The organism is Collimonas arenae (assembly GCF_001584165.1).
Lineage (GTDB): Bacteria > Pseudomonadota > Gammaproteobacteria > Burkholderiales > Burkholderiaceae_D > Collimonas > Collimonas arenae.
Genome location: NZ_CP013233.1, coordinates 1,979,193 through 2,005,685 on the forward strand (window position 1 = coordinate 1,979,193; position 26,493 = coordinate 2,005,685).

Here is a 26,493-nt window from a genome sequence, read left to right on the forward strand (position 1 = left end):
GTTTGGCCGGCGCCAAGTCGAACTGGAATATCACCTACGCCGACGTGCGTGAAGACCGGGTGGTGTTCTACGGCACGGTGAGCAAGGATTTCAGCGAGATCACTTATCGCATCAAGGCCACCAACAGCGGTCGTTTCACGGTGCCGCCGGCGTATGCCGAATCGATGTACGAACGCAACGTGCAGGCGCGCTCCGCTGCCGACCAGAGCCTGACGGTGGACGCGCCGGGGAAGAAATAACGCAGTAACCGCAGCTGGAGCGTGGCTTAGGATGTTGAACGGGAAATCAGTGGCAGGTATGGCGCACCGTCATCGACGGATATTGCTCGGCGTCGCCCTGGCTGCACTGCTGCTGATCGGCTTGCGTCTGTGGCCACATGCGTCGCTGCGGGCCGCGGTTAGTACGTCCACTGCGGTCTACGCCAAGGATGGCGAGTTGTTGCGCCTGGCGCTGGCGCCGGATGAGCAATATCGGCTGTGGGTGCCGCTCAGCGATATCGATCCGCACCTGGCGCAAGCGGTGCAGTTGTACGAGGATCGCTGGTTTTACTGGCATCCCGGCGTCAACCCCGTGGCGTTGGGCCGGGCGGTTTCATCTACTTATGGTGGCGGCACACGGTTGGGCGCGTCAACCATCACCATGCAGTTGGCGCGTCGGCTATACGGCATCCAGAGTCAGAACGTCGGCGGCAAGCTGCAGCAGCTGGGAGCGGCGCTTTGGCTGGAGGCGCGCTACAGCAAGCGCGAGATACTGGAAGCCTATCTGAACCTCGCGCCCTACGGCGGCAACATCGAAGGCGTGGCCGCCGCCAGCCTGATCTATTTCCACAAGCGCGCCGAACACCTGACCTTGCCGGAAATCCTGACCTTGGCAGTGATCCCGCAAAATCCCTCCAAGCGCGGCGGCATGTCGCGCCTGGGCGGCGGCTTGCAGCAAGAGAAAACCCGCGACCAGGCGCGCAAGCGGTTGGCGGAAATCTGGCTCGACAAACATCCCGAAGCGCGACGTTACAAGGCCGACCTCGAAGCCCGGGTGCCGTTGTACTCCACCGGTAGCGTGCCGTTCCTGGCGCCGCATGTTAGCGACTATCTGTTGCGCACCAAGCCTGCAGGCGAGATCTGGTCCAGCATCGATTTGCCACTGCAGGGCACGCTGGAGCGCATCCTCGGCCAGTTCGTCGCCAATCATCGCGGCGTCGGCGTGAATAACGCGGCGGCGATGCTGATTGATCGGCGCAGTGGTGAGGTGCGCTCGGTGGTCGGTTCCGCCAACTATTTCGATCCAGCGATCGACGGCCAGGTCAACGGTACGCAAGCCAAACGCTCGCCCGGCTCGACCTTGAAGCCGTTCATCTACGGCCTGGGGCTGGACCAGGGTTTGCTGCATCCGATGACGATCCTGAAAGATGCGCCAACCACTTTCGGCCCCTTCAGTCCCGAGAATTTCGATGGCCGCTTCGTCGGGCCGATTGCCGCCCAGGATGCGCTGGTGCGCAGCCGTAATATTCCAGCGGTGGCGCTGGCCTCGAAACTGACGCAACCCAGCTTGTACGAATTCCTGCAGCAGGCCGAAGTCAGCAGGCTGGCGTCGGAAAAACATTACGGGCTGGCGCTGGCGTTGGGCGGTGGCGAGCTGACCATGGAAGAATTGGCGCGCCTGTATCTGATGCTCGGCAGCGGCGGTGTGCTGCGACCGCTGCATTATGACTGGCAGGCGCCGGACGTGCCGCAAGGGCATGAGGAACACAAGCGCTTGCTATCGGAAGAAGCTGCCTTCATCACGCTGCAAATGCTACAGACCAATCCGCGCCCCGATACCGGCGAACCGGGCGCCCCGGCCATCGCCTGGAAGACAGGCACTTCCTGGGGTTTCCGTGATGCCTGGACCGCCGGCGTGTTCGGCAACTACGTGCTGCTGGTCTGGGTTGGGAATTTCGACGGCAGCGGCAATCCGGCTTTTGTCGGTGTGCAGACTGCGGCGCCGCTGTTTTTCAAGATTGTCGACAGCATGCGCGCGCAGCGTCTCGATTCCGGCGCCGTGGCGCAGCCGGTGCCTGCCAATGTGAAGCGGGTCGAGGTCTGCCGCGCCAGCGGCGATTTACCGAACGACTTGTGCACGGATCGGGTGCAGACCTGGTTCATCCCGGGAAAGTCGCCGATCCGTATCAGCAATTTGCATCGCGCTGTCAAGATCGACAGCCGTACCGGCCTGGCGACTTGCGAAGACGGACCGTTCACCCGCACCGAGGTGTTCGAATTCTGGCCGACCGACATGCAACGGCTGTTCCGCGAAGCCGGCATGCCGCGCCGCCAACCGCCGGTTCAGCCGGATTGCGGAGGGCAGGCCATGCAACAGATCAAACAGCAGTCGATGGATGATGATGGCCCATCGATCATTTCTCCCAATAGCGGCGCGACCTATACCATGCAGTTGTCAAAAATGACGCCGATCGCGTTGCGCGCCAACGCCACTTCGGCGCAGGACATGCTGTTCTGGTTCGCCAACGGCGGCTTGATCGGCAAGGCGCGCGCCGCCGACAGCGTGGGCTGGCTGCCCGGTGCGCCGGGGCGCTATCAGTTGCGCGCCATCGATCAGGAAGGGCGCGCCGACAGCCGCGAGGTCGAGATCGAGTTCGTCCCCTGACGCATCGTGCCGAGCATTGTCGGATCGCTATCGTAGCGCCATCGCAGCGCTCAAGTTACGCGCAATCGCGGTAACGATTTCTATTTCATTGTGGTAATGTTTCACTCCTAAAAATTATTAATGTTAGGAATGTACGATGCGATTTCATTGGCTTTTAGCGGCACTGCTGGTGCCAGGCATGGGCATGGCGGCGGAGGGGATGTGGACTCTGGACAATTTACCGAAAGCGAAGATGCAGGCCGAATACGGCTTCACCCCGACAGATGCCTGGATCAAGCGCACCATGCTTGGTTCGGCGCGTATCGCCGGCGGTTGCTCGGCGTCTTTTGTATCGAAGGATGGCCTGGTGATGACCAATCACCACTGCGCTTCCGAATGCCTCGACCAACGCTCGACGGCAACCAAGAATCTGATCCAGGATGGTTTCCTGGCCAAGCGCCGCGAAGAGGAACTGAGCTGTCCCGAGATCGAGCTGAACCGGCTGGAACAGATCACCGATGTTACCGATCAGGTCAAGAGTGCAACCGCCGGCCTTGATGGCGCTGCCTTCAAGAGCGCGCAGAATGCGATCAAGGCCAAGCTGACTTCGGCTTGCGTCGGCAATGACAAGGAAACCGTACGTTGCGACGTGGTCGACCTGTATCACGGTGGCCAATACCAGGTCTATAAATACCATCGTTTCCAAGATACCCGCCTGGTCTGGGCGCCGGAAAAGGCTGCCGCTTTCTTCGGTGGTGATCCGGACAACTTCAACTTCCCACGCTACGACCTGGACATCACCATGTTGCGTGCCTATGAAGGTGGCAAGCCGGCCAAGATCGAGAACTACTTTCCGTTCAGTAAAAACGGCGCGGAGGAAGGCGAGCTGGTATTCGTCACCGGCCAGCCCGGTTCGACCCAGCGCCAGCTGACCGTATCGCAACTGGATACCTTGCGCGATGTCACCCTGGTCAACACTTTGCTGCGTCTGGCCGAGATGCGCGGCGTGCTGGAACAGTACAGCAAGAGCAGCCCGGAAGCGGCGCGTAATGCAGAACACATGCTGTTCGGTGTGGAAAACGGCTACAAGGCGCTGCGCGGACGTTTGACGACTTTGCAGGATCCGGCTTTGATGAAGCAAAAGCAGGATGAGGAAACCGCCTTGCGCAAATACGTCGCGCAACAACCGGCGCTGCAAGCCAAGATCGGCGGCGCCTGGGATGAGATCGCTGCTGCGCAGCAGGTGTATCGGCAGATCGAAGCGCCATACGGCATGATTGAAGGCGGTCGCGGCTTCAACAGCAAATATTTCAGCTACGCCCGCGCACTGGTGCGCGGCGCGGCGGAACGCGCCAAGCCGAATGGTGAACGCCTGCCTGAGTATGCCGACGCCAAACTGCCGGAGGTCGAGCAGGAATTGTTCTCTACAGCGCCGGTTTATCCAGAGTTCGAGAAAGTGATGCTGGGACTCTCTTTCACCAAGATGCGTGAAATCCTTGGTGCCGACGATGCCTTCGTCAAGCGGGTGCTTGGCAAGCAATCGCCGGATCAACTTAGCGCTGCGCTGATTGATCATACCAAGTTGGGCGATCCTGCAGTGCGCAAGGCATTGTGGCAAGGCGGCCGGGAAGCCATCCTGAAATCCGACGATCCGTTCATCAAGATGGAACTGGCGCTGGATCCGCCGGCACGGGCGATCCGCACCCGCTATGAAAAGGAAGTGGAATCGGTGCAGCAGAAAAATTCCGAACTGATCGCCCAGGCGCGGTTTGCACAGCAAGGCACCAGTACCTATCCGGACGCCACCTTTACGCTGCGCCTGTCGTATGGTGAAGTTAAAGGCTGGAAAGAAGGAGATAAGCAGATCGCTCCATTCACCACCATTGGTGGCGCCTTCGAGCGCGATACTGGAGCTGATCCGTTTGCCTTGCCTGCTTCCTGGCATGCCGTTAAGGATAAACTGAACCTGGCGCAGCGCTACGATCTGGTCACCACCAACGACATCATTGGCGGCAACTCCGGCAGCCCGATGATCAATCGCAACGGTGAAATCGTCGGCCTGATTTTCGACGGCAACATCCATTCGCTGGGCGGTGCGTTCTGGTACGATCCGCGCTTCAATCGTTCGATTGCGGTGCACAGCGGAGCGATCCTGGAAACGCTGGACAAGGTGTATGGCGGTAGTGCGTTGAAGCAGGAAATCCTGGCGCACTAAGCTGGGTGTTGTAGATGATCCCCTTTATCACCGCATGAAGGGGATCGCATGCAGTGCATGGAGCTCATTTCATGCCTGTCCGTATCGGTTTGCGCGGACAGGCATGAAATGAGTTCTGGTCAGCCGCCGACAGGTAGGTGGCGTACAAAAGGAGATCGATCATGGCGATGCTGGTCTTGGGATTGGTTCTGTTTATCGGTATCCACCTGCTGCCCACCGTACCCAGTCTGAAAGCCAGACTGGTCGGCAATTGGGGTGAAAATCGTTACAAGGCCCTGTTTTCGATCGTCGCGGTGCTGGGGCTGTTGCTCATCATCGTTGGCTATGGCAGGGCGCCCGGCGGCGGCCGGGTATTCGATTCCTCTCCGCTTGCCATCATGGTGGCGCCGTTCGCAATGGCCATCAGTTTCGTGCTGTTTGCCGCCGCCAACATGAAAACCCACATCCGCGTCTGGCTACGCCATCCGATGTTGCTCGGGTTAGGTATCTGGGCGCTGGTGCATCTGCTGGCCAACGGCCACGGCAAGGCGACCTTGCTGTTTGGGGCATTCCTGGCTTATGCCGTGCTGGATCTGATTTCCGCAGTGCTGAGAAATAGCAGCAAATCATTCACACCGACTTTCAAGCAAGACGTGATAGCGATTGTCTCGGCGTGCTGCTGGCGCTGCTGGTCATGACCTTCCATCGGCAATTGATGGGCGTGGCAGTGGTAAGTTGGGGGATGTAAGACGCGTTTGCCGCTTGCCTGGCGGCGGCGCCCGTCAGTTTTCCTGTATCAGCTGGTTTAGCAACAGCCGCATTTCCGGAATCAGTTCGCTAGCTGTCAGACCGATTGGCCCGATGCCTTGCTCCACCAACTGATCGGCGGCACGACCGTGCAGCCATACTGCCGCCAGCGCCGCTTCCCAATGCGGCCATCCCTGCGCCAGCAAGGCGCCGCAGACGCCGGACAGGACATCGCCGCTGCCAGCGGTGGCCAATGCCGGGTTGCCTGTAGAGTTGACTACCGCTTCGCCGTCAGCGCGGGCGATGATGCTGCCGGCACCTTTCAGCACCACTACCGCGTTGAAACGGCTGGCCAGTTTGCGTGCTGCGCTAATGCGGTCAGCCTGGATTTCAGAGGTGCTGACGCCAAGCAGGCGCGCCGCTTCCAGCGGATGCGGGGTCATCAGTACGGCGTGCTGGCGTTGTGCAATCTGCTGTTGCAGCAGCGGTTGCTTCGACACCAGGTTGAGGGCGTCGGCATCCAGCACCAACCAGCTCGGAGCTTCCAGCGCCCGTACCAGAAGCGCCAACGCAGCATCGGCCATGCCGAGGCCGGTGCCGACGACCAGTGTCGCTGTCGAAAAGTCGAGGTCGTCTGCATGCCGGCACATCAGTTCAGGTTGTGCACTGTCATAGGCCGGAGGATTTTCTGCGTAGCCGACGAACACACGGCCAGCGCCGCATTTGGCCGCGGCCCGTGCCGCCAGGATTGGTGCACCACCCATGCCGGCTGCGCCGCCAATGACCGCGACGTCGCCGAAGCTGCCTTTGTGCGTATTGCGCCGGCGCGGTTGCAGGCGTTCGGAAAACAATCCCGGCTGGTTCAGCCACAGATGCGCGGCTGGAAAATAATTGTCTGCGATCTCCAGCGTGGCGACTTCAACCTGGCCGGCATAATCGGGGCCGTCGCCGGTATGCAATCCGGCCTTGTCAGCAATGAAGGTGATCGTGTGCGTGGCTTCGATGGCGATGCCGCCACCGGCTGCACCGACCACCGTGCCAGTATCGGCATCCAGCCCGCTCGGCACATCCAGCGCCAGCACCGGGCAGTGCATCGCATTGACCGCCTGCACCAGTTTGCGCAAATCGCCATCCAGCGCCCTGGCCAGGCCGATGCCGAACAGACCATCGATGACCAGCGTCCATTGGCTGCCGTCGATCTCGGCGAATTGCTCCGGCGGCATCAGATGCACGCCTTGCTGCTGAGCGCGCTTGAGCGCGTTGGCGGCGTCGGCCGGCAAACGGGTCGGATCGGCTTTCAGCAGCACCACTGCTTCGGCGCCGGCCTTGGCCAGGCCGGCAGCTGTTTCCAGCGCGTCGCCGCCATTGTTGCCAGGGCCTGCCAGCACCAGGATGGTTGCAGCATGCGCAGGGCCGGGCAGGATGCGCAACGCAGTCTGGGCAGCGGCCTGGCCGGCGCGTTGCATGAGGCTGTATGACGGCGAGTTGCGCAACGCCGCCTGTTCAATTTTCCGGATATCGGCGGTTGAATAGATGGCGTTCATCGGGGCTCGGCCTAGAAGAGTGGGAGTTTAACGATAGCGCGCGATGGTCAGTCCGTCCAGATCAACTTCCGATGGGCGGCCCGAAACCTGGTCGGCCAGCACCTTGGCCGCGCCCAGCGCCATGCTCCATCCGGAACCGCCATGGGCGATATTGACGAAGACATTGTTGACGCCGGTATGGCCGATCAGCGGGACTTCGTCGGCCAGCATCGGCGTGTGGCCGCACCAGAAGCTGGCGCTGTTGAAATTGGCGGCGTCGGGGAACCAGTCGTGCGCCACTTTCAGCAGGGTGCGCAGCGCCTTGTCGTCGATTTCCATATCCTTCGCGCCGAACTCCGCAATGCCGGACAGGCGGATGCGTGAGCCGATACGCGCCATGGTGACCTTGTAGGAGGGATCGAGGATGGCCAGTTTCGGCGCATCTTCATAGTTCTTGACGGCGGCCGTCGCAGTGTAGGTCTTGATCGGGTGCAGCGGCAGGCGCAGCCCGAGCGGTTTCAGCAGCTTGGCGCTGGAACTGCCGGTAGCGCAGACTACTGCGTCAGCAGTCAGCTGCTGGCCGTCAATGTGCAAGGCCACGCGCGAACCCTGCGGTTCGATGGCGGTGACTGCGCTGTCGAAATGAAACTGTACGCCCAGGCCTTGCAAGATGGCTTTCAATTGTTTGGTAAACAAAGTGCAGTTGCCGGCGCCCATATCGGGAAAGTACAGTCCGCCAGCGACATTGCTGGCGTTTGCCAGCGCCGGCTCAAGTGCGCGCGCAGCAGCGCCGTCGAGCAGTTGGTGGGCGACGCCGCATTCGGTCAGCAATTCCTGGGTGGCGCCGAGCGTAGCGATTTCCGCCTCGCTACGGAACAGGCGCAGCAAACCGGGGCTTTGCTCGAAGTCGATCTGGTAATGTTGTTCGATTTGCTGTAGCAGGTCCTGGCTGTAAGACGCCAGGCGTTGCATCTGGTGAGTGTGGGAGCGAAAGCGCTGCAGTTCCGATTCGGCCATCCAGCGCCGCATCCAGCGCCACAGTGCAGGGCTGAAGCGGGCATTGAGGACATTGGGCGCTTCCTGATTGAACATGCCGGCCAGGATCGCTTTGCGCATGCCGGGTGCCGACCATGGCATGGCAGAGCCGGCCGACAGGATGCCGGAGTTGCCTAGCGTCGATTCTTCGGCAACGTTGCTGCGTTGCTCAACCACTGCTACCTGGTGGCCGGCCTCGGCCAGGAAATAGGCGCTGCAGACTCCCATTACGCCGCCGCCGATAACCACGATTTGTTTCTGTGTTTGTTGCTGTATCACTATTGTTCTCAAGGTGTTCTGCGAACCGGTTCGGCGGATCTGGACAAACTCCGCGGACGTGGCGCCGGCTTGCGTGCTGGCCTCATGTAGGCGATCAGAATCATACCTTGAATTACTTGCCAAGAGGACAGCAGGCAGCGGCAAATATCGTCGCTGCCGGTGTTTGTGGAAAAGCGGCGACTTTGGGGCTCGCTTTCGGGCTGGTTAACAGTTAAATGTTAGCGCCCTTGGCTACAACTTGAAAACGCCGTCGTCATAAGCTTTGCTGTAGGTCTGCCAGTCCTTGCTGACCTGGATGGTGCATTCCTGCACCGCCTCCAGCAATGGCTTCTTCCATTTCCTGTTCTGGCCGAAATCGATCAGTTCATCGGCAATCGCCGAGCCTTGACGACCTGCACTGCGCAGTTGCGCCCAGGCGACGATATTGCCCATGGTGGCCAGCACGTGCTGAATATCGCTCATCTTTTGGTGCGAGCGGTCGAGCGCAACTCGGTCTTCGCTTGGTTGCAGGCCGCGCAGCACATAGGACGTCTTGCCAAGCATGACTGGTTGCAGGAAAGCCATGGGCACTGCCTGGCAACGCCGTTGCAATGCCACCACGCGTTGTGCCTCGGTCTTCCATTTTGGCTGTTCAAGCTTCAGATAAGGTGCCAGAGAGGAGGGCAAGGCTTGCTTCAGGTCGAGCAGGTAGTTGGTGTCGGGTGAGCCCTTGCCTTCTACGAGTATTGAGTAGCGGTCGACGCCGAGACTGCCGGTGCCGGCGATGCGGCGCGCTACATCCAGCACTTTGTAGAAATCCGGGTTCGGTTGTTCCGCTGCGAATGCGTTCATGAAGGCGGTGACTTTGGCGCGTTGCTTGTCCGAGACTGCCAATGCCTTCTTGCCATCAATGCGCAGCGTGCGTTGCCTGCCTTTGCGTACAGTGCGGGTGTCGAGATAGAGTGCGCGCTGGCGGCCGCGCAAGTCGTTGAGCAGCGTGCCGACCATGCCTTGCGCGGTATCGCGTTCGACCCAGCGCGCCTTGCCCGATGTCAGCGCGGCGCTGTAAGCATCGAGGAAGGCGCGGCACAGGGTGCGGCTTTCGGCGGCGCTCAGCGATAATCCTTCGGCCGCGATCAGGACGCTGGTCAGGAAGCGCACCAGTTCCATGCTGGTGGCGCCAGCGCGGCTTCATCGAAGTCATTCATGTCGAAGTAGGTGAGGCGGTTGTCGCCCTTGTAACTGCCAAAATTTTCCAGATGCAGGTCGCCGCAGATCCAGGTCGCGGGGGCAGTGCGGAACAGGCCGCTTTTCGGCAGGCGCTCGTAGAACAGGTGGCATGTGCCGCGCAGGAATACGAACGGATTGCTGCGGATGTTGCGATATTTGAGTTGCAAGCGTTCCGGATCACGCCCGGCGTTGTATTCCTGGATGCGTTTTACGACATTGACCATGGTGGGCCTCGTGGAAGAATGAATTGGCGGCAAGTTGTCTGCCGCCAATCTTACTGCATCGTCTTGACAATATGTTGGCAAAACTGACGCGTTTCCCTCAAGGCCCGGAGTTCCTGATATTTACTCCCAGACCCGGTATACCCGGCCGGTCTGCGCACCTTCAACGCTGCGGCTGTAAGCCAGGGCAACGCGGCTGGCGGGCGCCGCCTGGAAACCATAGAAGAACGGGCCGTAGCTGGCCAGCGACTCTTCCAGCACGGTCGGGCTGACGATGTTGATGCGCAGGCCGCGCTTCAGTTCGATCGCGGCGGCGCGCACGAAACCGTCCAATGCTGCGTTGACGGTGCTGGCGTTGACGCCCTGCAGGATCGGTTCGTCGCTGAGGATGCCGCTGGTCAGGGTGATCGAGCCGCCGTCGTTGAGATGGTGCTGTGCCACCAGCGCCAGGTTGATCTGTCCCATCAGCTTGTCGCGCAAGCCGACCTGGAATTTCTCCGGCGTCAGTTCCTGCAACGGGCCGAAATGCAGCTTGCCGGCAGTCGATACGACAGCGTCGATCTTGCCGAGCTTGTCGAACAGTGTTTCGACGCTGTTGATATCCGTCATGTCGACCTGATACTGGCCGCTGCTGTTGCCGACTTCGATGATTTCGTGGCGGCTCGCCAGTTGCGCCACGACTGCCTTGCCGACTGTGCCTGTGGCACCGATAACTGCGATTTTCATGTTGTGCTCCGTGATGAATGAGATACGGCCTCCAGTATGATTGCTTCTTGATGGTGGATAAATATATTAAAATTACTTTCACTTGAAACCAATGGTGTTTAATTGAAGATATGGACAGACTGACCAGCATGCAGATTTTCGTCCGCGTGGTCGAAAAAGGCGGATTTTCGGCTGCGGCGGAAGAGGCCGGGATTTCGCCGACGATGGTAGGCAAGCATGTGCGCCAGTTGGAGGAGCAGCTTGGGGTACGTTTGTTGAATCGCACCACGCGGCGTCAAAGCCTGACCGAGATAGGCCATTTGTATTTCGAGCGCTGCAAGCAGGCGCTGCAGGAAATCGAGGCCGCCGACGCCTCGGTCAAGGAGATGCAGCTGTTGCCGCGTGGGGTGTTGCGTGTGACCGCGCCGGCAACTTTCGGCGGCCTGATGTTGACGGCCGTGGTGCGCGCCTACCTGGAGCGCTATCCCGATGTCGAACTGGATCTGTCGCTGAACGACAGGGTGGTCGATATGGTTGAGGAAGGTTTCGAGGTGGCACTACGGATCGGTGAGCTGCCGGACTCCAGCTTGATCGCGCGACCCTTGCAGCACTACCGTGCAATGGTGTGCGCCTCGCCGGAATACTTGGCGCGTTGCGGCACTCCGCGCACGCCGCAAGAACTGGTCGGGCACAATTGCCTCAGCTTTGCCCACGGCAGCCGCTATAACCGTTGGGAATTCGCCAGGGATGGCGTGCGGCAGGAAGTCGAGGTGCACGGTAACTTCCGCGCCAACAACGGTCTGGCGCTACGCACGGCGGCATTGAACGGGATCGGTATCATCATGCAGCCGGAAGCCCTGCTGCGCGACGAGGTGGCTGCCGGGCGGCTGCAGCGCTTGCTGACTGACTACGAACTGGCACACCGGCCGATGCATATCGTGGTGGCGTCAAATCGCAAGATGACACCTAAGTTGCAATCGTTCATCGAGTTCGTCGTCGATCATTTCGGCCGTGACGGCGGGGTGCTTACGGAGCCGCGTTGAGCGCCGCAAAGCGTTCGCGCAGAAACACCAGCAGCGCGCGCAGCGATGGCGACATGCTGCTGCGGTGCGGATACACCATGCTAAGTGGGGTTTCCTCGCCGACAAACTGTTCCAGGACGATTTCCAGCCGGCCGTCGGCTACGTCCTGGCGCACGTCCAGCCAGGACTTGTAGGCGATGCCGATACCAGCTACTGCCCAGGCGCGGGCGATGGCGGCATCGTCGGTCATGCGGTCGCCGCGCACCTTGACGTCAATCGGCGTCTTGCCCGCATAAAACCGCCAGTTATTGAACAAGCCGTGCTGCAGGTAATACAGCAGGCAGTTATGGCTGGCCAGATCCTTCGGCACCAGCGGCCTGCCATGTTTAGCCAGATAGGATGGCGCTGCTACCGCCACCCTGCGGCTAGCGGCCAGCGGTTGCGAGACCAGCGTCGAGTCGTCCAGCGGACCGTAGCGGAAAGCCACGTCTACCGGATCGCGGAACAGGTCGATCACGCGGTCTGAAAACTGTAGCGACAGCGTCACTTGCGGATATTTTTCCTGGAAGGCGTCGAGCCAGGGCAGTAATACATTGCGGCCAACATCGGACGGCATTGACAGCCGTAGATGGCCGCTTACCGCGCCGTCCGCATTGAGCAGGGCTCGGCCTTCCTGCAGCAGGGCCAGGGCTTGGCGACTATATTCAAGAAACAGGGTGCCTTCCGGCGTCAGGCGCATGCTGCGCGTCGAGCGGACGAACAGCCTGGTATTGAGTTGCTGTTCCAGCCGCTTCAGGCTGGCGCTGGCGGTAGCTGGCAGCAGATCCAGCTGACGGGCGGCGTTCGACAGGCTGCCGAGATCTGCAGTGTAGATGAAAAGTTGAAGATCCGTGGTTGAATACATTATCAAATATTGATTGAAAGTGAATCAATTAATCGGCTGTTTATAAAATAATTCAACATTATCATAATGGTTGGCATCCGATCGGATTTACGATGAATCCAGCTTGAGTCGGTTAACCAATTTCAGGAGTTTGAGCATGAAAGCCGTTGCATTAACCCGTTACCTGCCTATAGAAAACCCCGAGTCGCTGGTCGACGTCCAGCTCGACAAGCCGACGCCGAAGGGGCGCGATATCCTGGTCGAGATCAAGGCCATTGCGGTCAACCCGGTTGACGTCAAGGTACGCGCACCCAAGGACACGGTCGAGCCGGCGCCGCGTGTGCTGGGTTGGGATGCCGCCGGGGTAGTGCAGGCGATCGGTCCCGAGGTGAGCCGTTTCAAGGTCGGCGACCGGGTGTTCTATGCCGGCGATATCACCCGTCCCGGCAGCAACAGCGAATTTCAACTGGTGGACGAGCGGATCGTCGGCCATATGCCGCAATCGCTGGCGTTCGAGCAGGCGGCGGCGTTGCCGCTGACGGCAATCACCGCCTGGGAAGCCTTGTTCGACCGCTTGCATGTGCCGGCGGCAACCAGCTTGCCGGGCAAGTCGATCCTGATCATCGGTGGTGCCGGCGGTGTTGGCTCGATAGCGATTCAGCTGGCGGTCAAGGTGGCCGGCCTCAACGTGATCGCTACCGCCTCGCGTCCTGAGTCTGAAAAATGGGTGCGTGAACTAGGGGCGCAGCATGTGATCAACCATTTCGGCGACCTTTCTGCGCAGCTGAAAGAGCAGGGCTTCGACAGCGTTGACTATGTGCTGATCCTGAATGATACGGACCACCATTTCCCGGCTGCTGCTGCCGTGGTGGCGCCACAAGGCACGATCTGCACCATTGTCGAGAACGCCGCACCGCTCGATGTCAGCCTGTTGAAGGCCAAGAGCGCCGGTTTCGTCTGGGAATTCATGTTCACCCGCTCGATGTTCCAGACTGCCGACATGGAGCAGCAAGGATATCTGCTGGACCGGGTGGCGGGCCTGATCGATAACAAGACCATCGTTACCACGGTCAACCAGGTGTTGTCGCCGATTAATGCTGCGAACCTGAGGCAGGCTCATGCCACGCTCGAAACCGGTCGTGTCATTGGCAAGATTGTCCTCAAGGATTTTTAAATCACGGGTTCAATCGTCTGGCGTGGTCGCTTCTCAAGCTGCGGCTGCGTCGTCCCCGCGCACGCGGGACTCAAGTTGCGGGTGGTAATTTGGATTCCCGCGTTCGCGGGAATGACGGCGATTAGATATTGTTTTGATATTTTTAATTATTCGTTTTGCAATTTCTTTCTCGGGGAGCAGCATGTTTGCCTGGTTACACCCCAGTGCAATCAAGTTGATTTTGTCATCGTTTCACAGGGCAAGGGACGGGCCGGCACTGTATAATGACGGCTTCTGATTTAACCCGCAGCCCACGCTGCATCAACTCCCTCCTCGCCATGTTGATTTTGCCCGGTTCCAACGCTCTTCCCGCCTTCCGTTCCCAACGCCTTTTAGCCCAATTGCAAGCGATCGACAGCAATGTCATCGCAGTCACCGGCCGTTTCGACCATTTTGTCGACGCCGCGACGCCGCTCAGCCAGGACGATATCGGCCGCCTGAACGCATTGCTGACCTATGGCGACCCGTTCGATTCGTCGATTGTCGGCGAAGGTGGCGAGGAATTCATCGTCATCCCGCGTTTCGGCACCATTTCGCCGTGGGCCAGCAAGGCCACAGACATTGCCCATAACTGCGGCATGACGCACATCAAGCGCATTGAGCGCGGGATTGCGTTTCAGGTCAAGCTGAAGGCCGGCCTGTTGGGCCTGGGAGCAGAGAAGAAGCTGAGCGACGACAGCGTGCGCGCCATTGCCGATGTCTTGCATGACCGCATGACCGAAACCGTGTTGCGTAGCGCCGAAGAGGCCGGCGGCCTGTTCCGCGAACTGGATGCCAAGCCATTGGCGTTTGTCGACCTGCTGGCCGGTGGCAAGCAGGCGCTGGCGGAAGCCAATAGCGAACTCGGCCTGGCATTGTCGGACGATGAGATCGATTATCTGGTGGCGGCGTTCACCAGCGCCAAGCGCAATCCAACCGATGTCGAACTGATGATGTTCGCGCAAGCCAACAGCGAACATTGCCGCCACAAGATTTTCAACGCCGACTGGGTCATCGACGGCGAAGCGCAGGACAAATCGTTGTTCGCGATGATCAAGAACACCCACCAGCTGGCGCCCAGGGGCACCATCGTCGCCTATAGCGACAACTCATCCATCATCGAAGGCGCTACTGTCTCGCGCTTCTATGCGCGCGGCGCGGCAGAAGGCAATACCTACCGTGCATCGGAAGAACTGACGCACATTCTGATGAAGGTCGAGACGCATAATCATCCGACCGCGATTTCCCCATTCCCGGGCGCCTCCACCGGCGCCGGCGGCGAAATCCGCGACGAGGGCGCAACCGGCCGCGGCGCCAAGCCGAAGGCTGGCCTGACTGGCTTCACCGTATCCAACTTGTTGTTGCCGGACGCGCACCAGGCATGGGAGACCGCTGCTGATGTTACCGTCGCCGGTCAGCAGGATGTCGGCCAGTATGGCAAGCCGGAGCGCATCGCCTCGGCCTTGCAGATCATGATCGAAGGCCCGCTCGGCGGCGCTGCGTTCAACAACGAATTCGGCCGACCTAACCTGGGCGGCTATTTCCGCACCTACGAACAGAATGTCGGCGGCAACGTGCAGGGCTATCACAAGCCGATCATGATTGCCGGCGGTATCGGCAGTATCTCCGACAAGCACACCAAGAAGAACGACCTGCCGGTTGGCAGCCTGCTGATCCAGTTGGGCGGCCCAGGCATGCGCATCGGCATGGGCGGCAGCGCCGCATCGTCGATGGCAACCGGCTCCAACACGGCGGACCTGGATTTCGATTCGGTCCAGCGCGGCAATCCTGAAATGGAGCGGCGCGCGCAGGAAGTCATCAACGCCTGCTGGGCGATGGATGACAAGAATCCTATCCTGTCGATCCATGACGTCGGCGCCGGCGGCCTGTCGAACGCGTTCCCTGAAATCACCAACGACGCCAAGCGCGGCGCGATTTTCGATTTGCGGAAGGTGCCGCTGGAAGAGAGCGGCATGGCGCCCAAGGAAATCTGGAGCAATGAATCGCAGGAGCGTTATGTGCTGGCGATCGCACCGGAAAGCCTGCCGCTGTTCGAGTATTTCTGCCAGCGTGAGCGCTGCCTGTTCGCGGTTGTCGGCACGGCTACCGAAGAGCGTCAATTGAAGGTGATCGATCCTGAACATGACAACAATCCGGTCGACATGCGATGGATGTCCTACTCGGCAAGCCGCCAAAGATGCTGCGCGATGTGACCCACGTCAATCCGGTGCTGCCGGCGGTTGACCTGACCGGCATGGATCTGCTGGAAGTATCGCAGCGCGTGCTGAAGTTGCCTACAGTCGCCGACAAATCGTTCCTGATCACCATCGGCGACCGCACAGTTGGCGCCACGTCGGTGCGTGACCAGATGGTCGGTCCGTGGCAAATCCCGGTAGCCGATTGCGCTGTCACCAGCATGAGTTTCGAGGGCTATCTGGGTGAAGCGATGGCGATGGCGAGCGTACGCCGCTGGCTGTCATCAATGCTGCCGCATCGGGCCGCATGGCGGTCGGCGAAGCGCTGACCAACATTGCCGCCGCACCGATTGCTGATATCTCCGACGTTAAATTGTCGGCCAACTGGATGGCGCCTGTGGTCAGCCTGGGCAGGACGCGGCGTTGTTTGATACCGTCAAGGCGGTTGGTATGGAGTTGTGCCGGCGCTGGGCATCAGCATCCCGGTCGGCAAGGATTCCTTGTCGATGCGCACCACCTGGAAAGACGAAGGCCAAGCCAAGGCCGTGACTTCACCGGTATCGCTGATCGTCTCGGCCTTCGCGCCGGTGACCGATGTACGCCGCTCGTTGACGCCCCAGATCCGCACCGATGTTGGCGATACAGCCATCATCCTGATTGACCTCGGCCGCGGCAAGAACCGCATGGGCGCTTCGGCGCTGACGCAGGTCATGCAGCAGATCGGCAATGAGACGCCGGATGTCGACAGCGCGGAAGACCTGAAGGGCTTCTTCGCCGCGATCCAGCAACTCAACAGCGAGCAAAAACTACTGGCCTACCATGACCGTTCCGACGGCGGCCTGTTCACATCCTTGTGTGAAATGGCGTTTGCCGGTCATAGCGGTTTGTCGATCAACCTTGACATCCTGACCATGGAAAGCGAGCACGCAGCGGATTGGGGTGATTCCAAGAACTGGACCGGCCAGGTGGCTGAGCGTCGCAATGAATTGACCTTGCGCGCACTGTTCAACGAAGAGCTGGGTGCGGTGCTGCAAGTGCGCGCCGAGCAGAAGTCGGAAGTCATGAATGTGCTGCGCAGCTTCAACCTGGGCGCCTGCAGCCATATCATCGGCAAGCGAATGCGCGTGACATCATCGAGTTCAGCCGCGACGCCAAGACCATCTACAGCCAGACCCGTATTGACCTGCAACGCCTGTGGAGCGAAACCAGCTGGCGCATCGCCCGTCTGCGCGACAATCCTGCCAGCGCCGATGCCGAATACGACCGTATCCTGGATGCGGCGGATCCTGGCATCACGCCGAAGATCCCATTCGACCAGCAAGACAATATCGCTGCACCGTTCCTGAACCTGGCGGCCAAGCCGCGGGTAGCGATCCTGCGCGAGCAAGGCGTCAACTCGCATGTCGAGACTGCCTATGTGATGCATCAGGCTGGCTTTACCTCGGTCGACGTCCACATGAGCGATCTGATCGCCGGCCGCGCCGCCTGGATGACTTCAAGGGTTTCATCGCCGTTGGTGGCTTCTCCTACGGCGACGTACTGGGTGCAGGCGAAGGCTGGGCCAAGACGATTCTGTTCAACGCCAAGCTGGCCGAGCAGTTCTCGCTGTTCTTCCAACGTGGCGATACCTTTGCGCTAGGCGTCTGCAACGGTTGCCAGATGATGAGCAACCTGAAATCGATCATCCCAGGCGCGCAAGCCTGGCCGAAGTTCACGCGCAATAAATCGGAGAAATTCGAAGCCCGCTTCTCGATGGTGCAAGTCGAGTCGTCGCCATCGATTTTCTTCCAGGACATGGCCGGCACGCAGAGCGCCATCGCCATCGCCCACGGCGAAGGTTTCGCAGACTTCTCGCAAACCGGCGATATCAACGAAGCCTTGGTAGCGATGCGTTTCATCGATAACAAGGGACAGGTAAGTGAAAGCTATCCGTACAATCCGAACGGCTCACCGCAGGGGATTACCTCGGTAACTACACCAGACGGCCGTTTCACGGTCTGCATGCCGCACGCCGAACGGGTGTTCCGCAGCGTCCAGCAATCCTGGCACCCGGAATCGTGGGGCGAGGACTCACCATGGATGCGCATGTTCCGCAATGCGCGTAAGTGGGTAGGGTAATTGCCATTTGAGGTCAGCGATTCCTGAGCGATCAGGAGTCGTAGTTAGTAGTCAGGTAGGGTGGGCAAGTTGTTTTGCCACGCCAACTTTATTCGACGATTGAGGTAACGCGTGGGCACGGCTGCCCGCCTAGGTCAGGCGATATCGTCGATATGTTATCGCTGGGAATACAAAAAAAGCGCTCCGAGGAGCGCTTTTTTATTGCCGCATGATTGCTTGCTGCGAAGGTCTTATTGCACCTTGGCTTTTGCGCGCAGATCTTGCTGGTAAGCCTGCAGTTTTTTCTGTTGCAGCGCTTCAGTGATCTGTGGCTTTACTTCTGCCAGGGTCGGGATCTTGGCTGGGCGTACTTCGTCCAGTTTGATGACGTGATAGCCAAACTGGGTCTTGACCGGTGTGTCGGTCAGTTGGCCTGGTTTCAATGCAACCAGCGCATCGGAGAATGGCTTCACGAACGAAGCTGGTGTTGCCCAACCCAGATCGCCGCCATTGGCTGCCGAACCTGGATCTTTCGATTGCTTGGCCAGATCTTCAAACTTGGCGCCGGCTTTCAGCTTGGTGATGATGGCTTTTGCATCGGCTTCGTTTTCAACCAGGATATGCTGTGCATGGTATTCCTTGTCGCCGGCTTGTGCCTTGAACTTGTCATACTCAGCCTGGATGTCGGAATCCTTGATTGGGTTCTTTTTGATGAAGTCGGCAACCAGGGCGCGGATCAGGATCGATTGGCGGGCGATGTCGGCTTGCGCCTTCACGTCTGGGTTGTTGCCCAGGCCCAGCTTGTCGGCTTCCTGGATCAGCACTTCACGGTTGATCAGCTCGTCCTTGACCATGTTGCGCAGTTCCGGGCTGTCAGCCTGACCGCCTTGTGCTGTCAATTGCTTGACCATCATGTCGGCGCGCGAAGACGGGATTGCCTTACCATTCACGACTGCAAGGTTTTGCGCCATAACAGGCAATGCAGCAGCTGCAAAAAGTACTACCAGTAAACGGGAAGGTTTAAAAGTCATTATCACATCCTAATTGGGGAGAAGTTATGAATAAATTAATGCTAGACAGGCCAGAATAACTGAAGTCGGTTTGCAGGACAATTATTTTGTTTAAGGTACTTATCAAGGTTACTTATTTCGCTTTTGTTTCAGAAGGCGCCAGCGCATTGATTGCCAGTGCATGGATTTCAGTATGCATCATTTCAGCCAGGCAATCATACACCAGCCTATGCCGATTTAAGCGATTTTGCCCCTCAAAAACTGTGCTGACTATCCGTACCTTGTAATGACCGCCGCCTGAAGCAGCGCCGGCGTGTCCCACATGCAGCGCCGACTCATCCTCCACTAGACATTCCAGCGGCGAAAAAGTTGCTGTCAATTTGTTACGAATCGTATCAAGACGCTGATTGTTCATTCAGATTCCTTGATGTATTTCGACAGCAGCAGGCTTTGGCCGATAACGAAGACGAACATCAGCCCCATGCCGCCGAATAGTTTGAAGTTGACCCAGGTGGCGGTCGGGAAGTTGAATGCCACAAACAGGTTCAGGCAACCCATGAAGATGAAAAAAGCGATCCAGGCAAAGCCCACCTTTGGCCAGATCTGATCCGGCATGGACATTTGCTTTTCCATCATGGTGCGGATCAGGTTCTTTTTCAGGAACAACTGGCTGACCAGCAATACCGCGGCGAAGGCCCAGTACAGGACGGTTGGCTTCCATTTGATGAACGTTTCGTTATGGAAGTAGATGGTGGCGCCGCCAAATACGCAGATGATCAGCAGCGATACCCACAGCATCGCGTCGACTTTTTTCCGACGCAGCAACAGGTAGCCGATCTGTGCGACGGTGGCGACGATAGCCACCGCTGTCGCCAACAGTACCGGCGCCTGGGTTGCGGTAACTACGCCACCAGAGACAAAGCCGGACAAGTAATGATTGACCAGCGCTAGCGCAGCATCGGAGCTGCCTTCGCCCCATTTGAAGATGCCGAAGAAAAGAATTACCGGGAAAAGGTCGAACAGGAACTTCATGTGTTGGGTCTGCTTTCAGTCAGGATAGTAGCGGTCGGTGAAGATGGCTCAGTCGGCCGGATCAAAACGCAATGATGCCGAATTGATGCAGTAGCGCAGGCCGGTTGGCGGCGGGCCGTCCGGGAACACGTGGCCTAGGTGGGCGTCGCACACCTTGCACAGGATCTCGGTGCGGCTCATGCCATGGCTGCGGTCGACGCGTTCTTCGACGTTGTCGGGATTGATGGCTTTGAAGTAGCTCGGCCAGCCGCAACCGGAATCGAACTTGGCGTCCGATTCGAACAAGGGTGTATTGCAGCAGACGCAGGTGTAGATGCCGTGTTCGTGGTGATCCCAGTAGCGGCCCGTGAATGCCCGTTCGGTCGCTGCATGGCGGGTCACTTCATATTCCATCGGTTCCAGCTCGGCGCGCCATTCGGCGTCGGTCTTACTGATTTTGGTGGTGCTCATGATTCAATTCCTAAACAGGTTTCATGATGAGCAGCTTACTTCCAGTCCGCGCGCCCAATCCGGAGGCAATTCGGCGTACTGTGCATGTTGCGGCTGCTCGTCAAACGGGTTTTCAAGAATCTGCAGCAGCTTACGGACTTCCGAAAAGTCCTTATTCTGCGCCTTTTCGATTGCGATCTGCGCCAAATAGTTTCGCAGCACGTATTTGGGGTTGCTTGCATCCATTGCAAGCTTGCGCGCCGAGTCCTGGCTGTTTTCCATTCTCAGGCGTGCCCGGTATTGTAACGCCCAGGCGTCGAATGCAGCGCGGTCGATGAATTGGTCGCGCAGGGCGCGTCGGCGCTTGCATCATCCAGACGCAGGTTGCCGAGGCTGCGGAAAAACCGCGTGAAATCGACGTGGCTGCCTTGCATCAGGGCAAACATTGCATCCAGCAATTTGCTGTCATCGGCCTGGTGCGATTGCAGTCCTAGCTTGGTGTGCAGCAATTCATCCATCTTTGCGCCGTATTGACCCTGGTAATCGGCCAGCGCCGCTTCAGTTGCTTCGACGCTGCCGATCAGCGGCAGCAGCGCCTGGCCTAGCGCATAGCAGTTCCATTGGCCGATCTGTGGCTGCATGCTGTAAGCGTAGCGGCCTTGCTGGTCGGTGTGGTTGCAGATATGGCGCGGATCGTAGGCCTCCATGAAGCCGAACGGGCCGTAATCCAGAGTCAGGCCGAGGATCGACATATTATCGGTATTCATCACGCCATGCATGAAGCCGACGGCCTGCCATTGCGCCATCAGATGCGCTGTGCGGCGGGTTACCTCGGCTAGCAGCGCCTGGTAGGGATTGGCGGCGTCCTGCAGTTCCGGGTAAAAGCCGGTTATCACGTAGTCAGCCAGGATTTTCAGTTCTTCTTGCCGATTGTTGTAATACCAGTGCTCAAATGAACCGAAGCGCACGAAACTGGGCGCCATGCGTGTGACGACCGCAGTGGTTTCTGGGCGTTCGCGCATGGCCAGCTGGTCGGAGCCGATTAGCGATAGGGCGCGTGAAGTCGGAATGCCAAGCGCGGCCATTGCTTCCGAGCAGAGGTATTCGCGAATTGATGAACGCAGCACTGCGCGGCCGTCGCCCATGCGCGAATAGGGCGTCGCTCCGGCTCCCTTCAACTGCAACTCCAATCGTCCGCCAGCGCTGGCAGCGACATCGCCAAGCAAAATGGCGCGGCCGTCGCCTAATTGTCCGGCCCAGACGCCGAATTGATGGCCGGAATAGACCGCCGCCAGCGGCTGCGAACCAGTTGCGATGCGGTTGCCGGCAAAGGTCTGGATGAATTCGTCGCTGGCCGTGACCTCGGCGTCCAACCCAATCAGGCCTGCGGCCTGGGCGCTGGCGTCCACCAGATAAGGGTCGGCAGCGGCGTCGGCATCAGCTTGGTGTAAAAGGCGGCTGGCAACTGCGCAAACGTGTTGGCGAAGCGCAGTTGTTCGAGGCCGGGGACTTCGGGAGTGACCAAGCGGGTGTTCATGACGGCGTTAATCCTGGTTGCGATAAGGAATGGCGGGAATCTTGCAGTATCTCATGGTTGTCGCAAGGGAGAATGCGGAGATTCCTGTGTCGGCGTTCATGCCTCAACAGCAAAGGCGCGTGCTGCCAGCCTGCGGGCATGATCGCGAATATCGATTTGCCAGGGTTCGCTCAGTTCTGCAAAGCGCTCCTGGTCGCCAGCAAAGAAGGCTCGGGTCGCTTCTTCGAAATTGATCAGATCCCCGGCCATCGCCGACATGAACCGATACGCATACTCTTGGGCGCGGCGGATCTGGTCGCGTTCCTCCCCTTGGCGTTTGGCATCTTCGACCAGCTTACGCAGCGCCACCGAGGCGCCGCCAGGCTGCTGGTTGAGCCAGTCCCAGTGGCGCGGCAGCAGTGTGACTTCGCGGCCGATCACGCCCAGTTTCGGCCGCCCGGGGCCGCGCGGAAGTTCCTCGCTGTTGACGGTTTTCGCCGTTTGCGCCGCATGGATTTCATTTGACGACAGGCGTTGCAAGACTTGTTCGGCGCTGCCTCGGAAATCGACTTCGACCTGAGCGCTGGTGATGTCGTCGAAGATCAGTACGGTCGCGGCGTCGTTCCTGTCGAGCAGTTCCTTGGCTTTTAACGCGACCAGGGCCAATTGGCCGGAAGCGATGCGGTGCGCGCCGGCGAAGGCGATGACCTGGTTGGGATAGGGGGAATGCATTTTTTATGACCCTCTGAAATTAAGTGATGGGATAATATTATCCTGGTTTAATTTGGGCGTCAATATTACCTTGGTAAAATTAAATTGAGTGTCCGATACGGACATTCATATCATGCTGACCAGGTGCGGGCGCTGTGCCGGCAAACCGGTAGAATGCCGAACCGTGTGTCATGACAGCGCCAATAAACGCGTAATGGAATTTACCCTCATCACTTTACTGAATGGCCTCAGCTACGGCTTGCTGCTGTTCCTTCTGTCATCCGGGCTGACCCTGATTTTCAGCATGCTGGGCGTGCTGAACTTTGCCATGCCAGTTTCTATATGCTGGGTGCTTATTTCGCCTATGCGATCAGCGCAAGCTAGGATTTTGGCCCGCACTGTTCTTGGCGCCGCTGCTGGTTGGCCTGCTGGGGGCGCTGGTCGAGCGTTTCGGGCTGCGTCATGTACGCCGCCATGGGCAGGTGGCGGAGCTGCTGTTTACTTTCGGACTGTCTTATCTGGCAGTTGAACTGGTACAGCTGGTCTGGGGTAAGTCGCCGCTGCCGTATGCGATTCCAGCGCAGCTCGATGGGCCGTTGTTTACTTTTTATTCCACCGAATTTCCGATCTATCGTGGTTTCATGATGCTGCTGGCAGTGCTGACGCTGCTGGCGGCGGCCTGGTTGCTGAAGCGTTCGCGCCTTGGCTTGCTAATCCAGGCGGCGTTGACGCATCCGCAGATGGTCGAGGCGTTGGGGCACAACGTGCCGCGGATTTTTACGCTGGTGTTTGGCGTCGGTTGCGGCCTGGCGGGGTTAGCTGGCGTGGTGGGCGGCAATGCTTTTGTGACCGAGCCGGGCATGGCGGCTGGTGTCGGCAGTATTATTTTCGTGGTGGTGGTGGTCGGTGGCCTGGGTTCGCTGGCGGGGCGTTCATCGCTTCGCTGTTGATCGCGATCCTGCAAACCTTTGCCGTGGCGCTCGATGTCTCGCTGCTGGGCGGCTGGCGCGGCTGGGGATCGAGATTGATCCGGCCGCGGCTGCTTATCCGCTGCTGCAATTGACGCTGGCGCAGGTGGCGCCGATCCTGCCATATTTGTTGCTGGTGCTGGTCATGCTGCTGCGGCCGCGCGGCCTGCTTGGCGTGCGTGATTGAGGGCGGGACATGACAGCAGCGCATCCGTCGTCGCACGCCAAATGGGTTTGGTTACTTTTCGCCTTGGTGCTGATCGTTGCGCCGCTGCTGTTCCCGCAAAGCGCTGCGTTGTCGATCCTGTCGCAATGCGGCAGCATGATGATTCTGGCCTTGTCCTTCAACATGCTGTTGGGGCAGAGCGGCATGCTGTCATTCGGGCATGCACTGTATGCCGGTTTGCCGGCATTTGCGGCGGCCCACGCGATGAACCGATTGGCCGGAGCGGGTGCTGCGGCGCTGTTGTTTGTGCCTTTGTTGGGCGGGTTGGCAGGATTGGCGTGCGGCGCACTGTTCGGTTACGTCACTACCCGCAAATCGGGCACAGCCTTGTCGATGATCAGCCTGGCATTGGTGGAAATGGCGGCTGCGGCGGTGTTGATGTTTCCCGCCTGGTTTGGCGGTGAAAGCGGTGTCAGCACCGACCGGGTGCTGGGTACGCCGTTGTTTGGCATCGATTTCGCGTCACCGTTGCAGGTGTATTACCTGATTGCGTTCTGGCTATTCGTTTCCTGCGCCGCCATGTATGCGTTGACGCGCACGCCGCTGGGGCGCATTGCCAATGCGGTGCGCGACAACCCCGAGCGTGCCGCCTTCGTCGGGCATGATCCGCGCCGTGTACGCTATCTGATGTTCATGCTGGCGGCCTTCTTTGCCGGCATCGGTGGTGCACTGGGCGCCATCAACTTTGAAATTGTCAGCGCCGAGAACCTGGGATTGCTGCGTTCGGCGCAAATCCTGTTGTTTACCTTTATCGGCGGCATCGGCTATTTCTTCGGACCGTTGCTGGGGGCGCTGGTCGGCGTGCTTTTTCTGGACTGTTATCGACTTACACCCGAGGCTGGCAGCTATATCTGGGCCTGCTGTTTGCTTGCATCGTGCTGTTTGCCCCGGGCGGACTGGCCGGGATCTGGATCGGAGCCGTGTCGACCTGGCGCCGGTTGACGCTGTCGCAATTGCGGCGATTGGCAAAGCCGTTTTCGATGCTGTTGGCTGCGGGATTGCTCATGATCTGCGCCGGCGTGTACCTGATTGAGATGCTGTATCGGCATGCGGCAGAAGGCGGCGATGGCGCGCCGGTTTCTGTTGGCCTGATGGGTTTGTCGATCGGCGTATTGCTTGTTGCGGCGGCAGTCATGCGGTCTGCGCGGCAGCGTTATCTGCATACGCTGGCAATGATGGATGAGGAGGCGCGGTCATGAGTGCGACAGAGCAGCCGATCGTGCTGGAGTTGCGCAATCTGCACAAGCAGTTCGGCGACACTCCGATTATTCGTGGCGCCGATTTGCAATTGCGGCAGGGGAAAGAATGGCTCTGATCGGCCCCAATGGCGCCGGCAAATCGACTTTGTTCAACCTGATCTCGGGCCGCAATGCGGTCACCAGCGGCGAGATACTGCTGCATGGCCGCCATATCGCTGGCCTCAGTCCGTTCCAGGTGAATCGCCTCGGCCTGGCGCGCAGCTTCCAGATCACCAATATTTTTCCGCAACTGAGTGTTTGGGAAAATCTGCGCGTTGCGGTATTGGCTGCGCATGGCCATCGTCATGCGTTCTGGCGCAGGCTGGCGGCGCTGGACGCCATCAACCGGCGCACTGACGAAGTCCTGCGCTTGTGCGGCTTGCAAGGCCAGCGCGAGATGCCGGGCGGCGCCCTTGGATACGCCGGTCAGCGTGCGCTGGAGCTTGGCGTCACGATCGCCGGAGGCGCGGGCGTGCTGCTGCTCGATGAGCCGACCGCCGGCATGAGTCGCGATGAATCGGGGCAGGCGCTGGAGTTGATCCGACGCATCAGCGATGGCAAGACGTTGTTGCTGATCGAGCACGACATGGAGGTGGTATTCGGTCTGGCGGATCGAATCGCCGTGCTGGTCGAGGGGCGTGTTATCGCATGCGATACACCGGCCGCGATCCGCAGCAATCGAGCGGTGCAGGAGGCTTATCTCGGCACGCTGGGCGTGGAGTTCGGCTCATGAGTGCGCTGCTGCAAATTCGCGGTTTGCATGCCTTCTACGGACAGGGTCAGGTGCTGCGCGGCGTCGATCTGGAGGTCGGCCGCGGCGAAATTGTGGCTTTGCTAGGGCGTAATGGCGCTGGCCGCTCCAGCACATTGAAGGCGGCCATGGGCATGTTGCGCGGCAGCGGCTCGGTGTTGCTCGATGGCGCCGAACTGTTCGGTTTGAAAACCTTCCAGATTGCGCGTCAGGGTCTGGCTTACGTGCCGGAAGAGCGTGCCGTATTTCCCACTTTGACGGTGCAGCAGAATCTACTTCTTGGGCAGCATGGTGGTGGCGTTGGAGGTGTCAATATCGACGACATGCTGTGCCTGATGCCGCAATTGGCGGCACGCCGGCATGTTGCAGCAGGGGCATTATCCGGCGGCGAACAGCAGATGCTGAGTTTGTGTCGCAGCCTGATGGGCGCGCCTAAAGCGATCATGGTGGATGAGCCAACCGAAGGCCTGGCGCCAGCCATGGTCAAGGTGGTTGCGCAGCATTTGCAACGGCTGCGAGAGCAGGGGTTAGGCGTGCTGCTGGTCGAGCAAAAGCTCGACATTGCGCTGGAGATTGCCGATCGCGTGCTGGTGATGGGGCGGGGGCGGATTGTGTTTGCCGGAACATCGTCCGAACTGCGACGCAATCAGGCGGTGCGCCGGCAATGGCTAGAAGTCTGAGCGTGATT

Annotated in this window: 18 protein-coding genes and 5 pseudogenes; 12 read left to right on the top strand and 11 right to left on the bottom strand. The window is 59.4% G+C overall.

The window, feature by feature from the left end; translation table 11 throughout:
• The first annotated feature begins 2 nt into the window (after window positions 1-2).
• From CAter10_RS23480 to CAter10_RS09335, 4 genes are all read left to right on the top strand, one after another.
• Complete coding sequence (locus CAter10_RS23480) at window positions 3-239, top strand: alpha-2-macroglobulin family protein (RefSeq protein WP_236905515.1); 237 nt, start codon at window positions 3-5, stop codon at window positions 237-239.
• Window positions 240-297: 58 nt separating this feature from the next.
• Window positions 298-2,643 carry a penicillin-binding protein 1C gene (gene pbpC / locus CAter10_RS09325; RefSeq protein WP_061533192.1) on the top strand — a complete coding sequence of 782 codons (2,346 nt, stop codon included), beginning with the start codon at window positions 298-300 and terminating at the stop codon, window positions 2,641-2,643.
• A gap of 136 nt (window positions 2,644-2,779) precedes the next feature.
• Window positions 2,780-4,837: a S46 family peptidase gene (locus tag CAter10_RS09330; RefSeq protein WP_061533193.1), complete on the top strand. Its 2,058-nt coding sequence runs from the start codon at window positions 2,780-2,782 to the stop codon at window positions 4,835-4,837.
• 161 nt (window positions 4,838-4,998) lie between these two features.
• Window positions 4,999-5,514 (top strand): NnrU family protein, encoded by a 516-nt coding sequence (locus CAter10_RS09335; protein WP_061533194.1) that lies wholly within the window; start codon window positions 4,999-5,001, stop codon window positions 5,512-5,514.
• A gap of 84 nt (window positions 5,515-5,598) precedes the next feature.
• Here the strand turns inward: CAter10_RS09335 and CAter10_RS09340 are convergent, their stop codons facing one another.
• The 4 genes and pseudogenes from CAter10_RS09340 to CAter10_RS09355 all read right to left on the bottom strand — a co-directional run bounded on the left by CAter10_RS09340 (window position 5,599) and on the right by CAter10_RS09355 (window position 10,556).
• The gene (locus CAter10_RS09340; RefSeq protein ID WP_061533195.1) at window positions 5,599-7,107 is read right to left on the bottom strand and encodes an NAD(P)H-hydrate dehydratase; all 1,509 of its coding nucleotides are present in this window, start codon (window positions 7,105-7,107) and stop codon (window positions 5,599-5,601) included.
• Between the two features lie 27 nt (window positions 7,108-7,134).
• The gene (locus CAter10_RS09345) at window positions 7,135-8,400 is read right to left on the bottom strand and encodes a D-amino acid dehydrogenase (RefSeq protein ID WP_231879249.1); all 1,266 of its coding nucleotides are present in this window, start codon (window positions 8,398-8,400) and stop codon (window positions 7,135-7,137) included.
• 231 nt (window positions 8,401-8,631) lie between these two features.
• A pseudogene (locus CAter10_RS09350) lies at window positions 8,632-9,833 on the bottom strand (DUF2252 domain-containing protein).
• Window positions 9,834-9,953: 120 nt separating this feature from the next.
• On the bottom strand, window positions 9,954-10,556 hold the full coding sequence (locus tag CAter10_RS09355) for a short chain dehydrogenase (protein ID WP_061533196.1): 603 nt from the start codon (window positions 10,554-10,556) through the stop codon (window positions 9,954-9,956).
• Between the two features lie 110 nt (window positions 10,557-10,666).
• Here CAter10_RS09355 and CAter10_RS09360 point away from each other — a divergent pair, with 110 nt between their 5' ends.
• The gene (locus CAter10_RS09360; RefSeq protein WP_061533197.1) at window positions 10,667-11,578 is read left to right on the top strand and encodes a LysR substrate-binding domain-containing protein; all 912 of its coding nucleotides are present in this window, start codon (window positions 10,667-10,669) and stop codon (window positions 11,576-11,578) included.
• Here CAter10_RS09360 and CAter10_RS09365 read toward each other — a convergent pair.
• Complete coding sequence (locus CAter10_RS09365) at window positions 11,562-12,461, bottom strand: LysR family transcriptional regulator (RefSeq protein ID WP_061533198.1); 900 nt, start codon at window positions 12,459-12,461, stop codon at window positions 11,562-11,564. The genes CAter10_RS09360 and CAter10_RS09365 overlap by 17 nt on opposite strands.
• Window positions 12,462-12,597: 136 nt before the next feature.
• Here CAter10_RS09365 and CAter10_RS09370 point away from each other — a divergent pair, with 136 nt between their 5' ends.
• Together CAter10_RS09370 and purL are read left to right on the top strand one after the other, a co-directional pair.
• Entirely contained in the window at window positions 12,598-13,614 is a 1,017-nt protein-coding gene (locus CAter10_RS09370) for a zinc-binding alcohol dehydrogenase family protein (protein WP_061533199.1), read from the top strand.
• Window positions 13,615-13,931: 317 nt separating this feature from the next.
• Window positions 13,932-17,945, top strand: a pseudogene (gene purL, locus CAter10_RS09375) (phosphoribosylformylglycinamidine synthase).
• 230 nt (window positions 17,946-18,175) lie between these two features.
• Here purL and CAter10_RS09380 read toward each other — a convergent pair.
• The 6 genes and pseudogenes from CAter10_RS09380 to CAter10_RS09405 all read right to left on the bottom strand — a co-directional run bounded on the left by CAter10_RS09380 (window position 18,176) and on the right by CAter10_RS09405 (window position 22,643).
• Window positions 18,176-18,955, bottom strand: coding sequence for a peptidylprolyl isomerase (locus CAter10_RS09380; RefSeq protein WP_061533200.1), 780 nt, complete (start codon window positions 18,953-18,955; stop codon window positions 18,176-18,178).
• A 112-nt stretch (window positions 18,956-19,067) separates the two neighbouring features.
• A complete protein-coding gene (locus CAter10_RS09385; protein WP_061533201.1) occupies window positions 19,068-19,349 on the bottom strand; it encodes a BolA family protein in 282 nt (93 codons plus the stop codon).
• Window positions 19,346-19,966 (bottom strand): septation protein A, encoded by a 621-nt coding sequence (locus tag CAter10_RS09390; RefSeq protein ID WP_061533202.1) that lies wholly within the window; start codon window positions 19,964-19,966, stop codon window positions 19,346-19,348. Before CAter10_RS09390 ends, CAter10_RS09385 begins: the two co-directional genes overlap by 4 nt.
• 48 nt (window positions 19,967-20,014) lie before the next feature.
• A complete protein-coding gene (gene msrB, locus CAter10_RS09395; protein ID WP_061533203.1) occupies window positions 20,015-20,416 on the bottom strand; it encodes a peptide-methionine (R)-S-oxide reductase MsrB in 402 nt (133 codons plus the stop codon).
• Window positions 20,417-20,437: 21 nt separating this feature from the next.
• Window positions 20,438-21,932 (bottom strand): annotated as a pseudogene (locus tag CAter10_RS09400) (protein adenylyltransferase SelO).
• A gap of 96 nt (window positions 21,933-22,028) precedes the next feature.
• Window positions 22,029-22,643: a DUF2239 family protein gene (locus CAter10_RS09405; RefSeq protein WP_061533204.1), complete on the bottom strand. Its 615-nt coding sequence runs from the start codon at window positions 22,641-22,643 to the stop codon at window positions 22,029-22,031.
• A gap of 193 nt (window positions 22,644-22,836) precedes the next feature.
• On the opposite strand from CAter10_RS09405, the pseudogene CAter10_RS09410 reads away from it, so the two are divergent.
• The 5 genes and pseudogenes from CAter10_RS09410 (at window position 22,837) to CAter10_RS09430 (ending at window position 26,485) form a co-directional block, all read left to right on the top strand.
• A pseudogene (locus tag CAter10_RS09410) lies at window positions 22,837-23,777 on the top strand (branched-chain amino acid ABC transporter permease).
• A 9-nt stretch (window positions 23,778-23,786) separates the two neighbouring features.
• Complete coding sequence (locus CAter10_RS09415) at window positions 23,787-24,758, top strand: branched-chain amino acid ABC transporter permease (protein WP_061533205.1); 972 nt, start codon at window positions 23,787-23,789, stop codon at window positions 24,756-24,758.
• Window positions 24,737-25,015, top strand: coding sequence for a hypothetical protein (locus tag CAter10_RS23485; protein ID WP_236905517.1), 279 nt, complete (start codon window positions 24,737-24,739; stop codon window positions 25,013-25,015). Before CAter10_RS09415 ends, CAter10_RS23485 begins: the two co-directional genes overlap by 22 nt.
• Window positions 25,012-25,787, top strand: a pseudogene (locus CAter10_RS09425) (ABC transporter ATP-binding protein). The gene CAter10_RS23485 and the pseudogene CAter10_RS09425 overlap by 4 nt, the downstream one beginning before the upstream one ends.
• A complete protein-coding gene (locus CAter10_RS09430; protein WP_197467212.1) occupies window positions 25,784-26,485 on the top strand; it encodes an ABC transporter ATP-binding protein in 702 nt (233 codons plus the stop codon). The pseudogene CAter10_RS09425 and the gene CAter10_RS09430 overlap by 4 nt, the downstream one beginning before the upstream one ends.
• The last annotated feature ends 8 nt before the right edge of the window (window positions 26,486-26,493 follow it).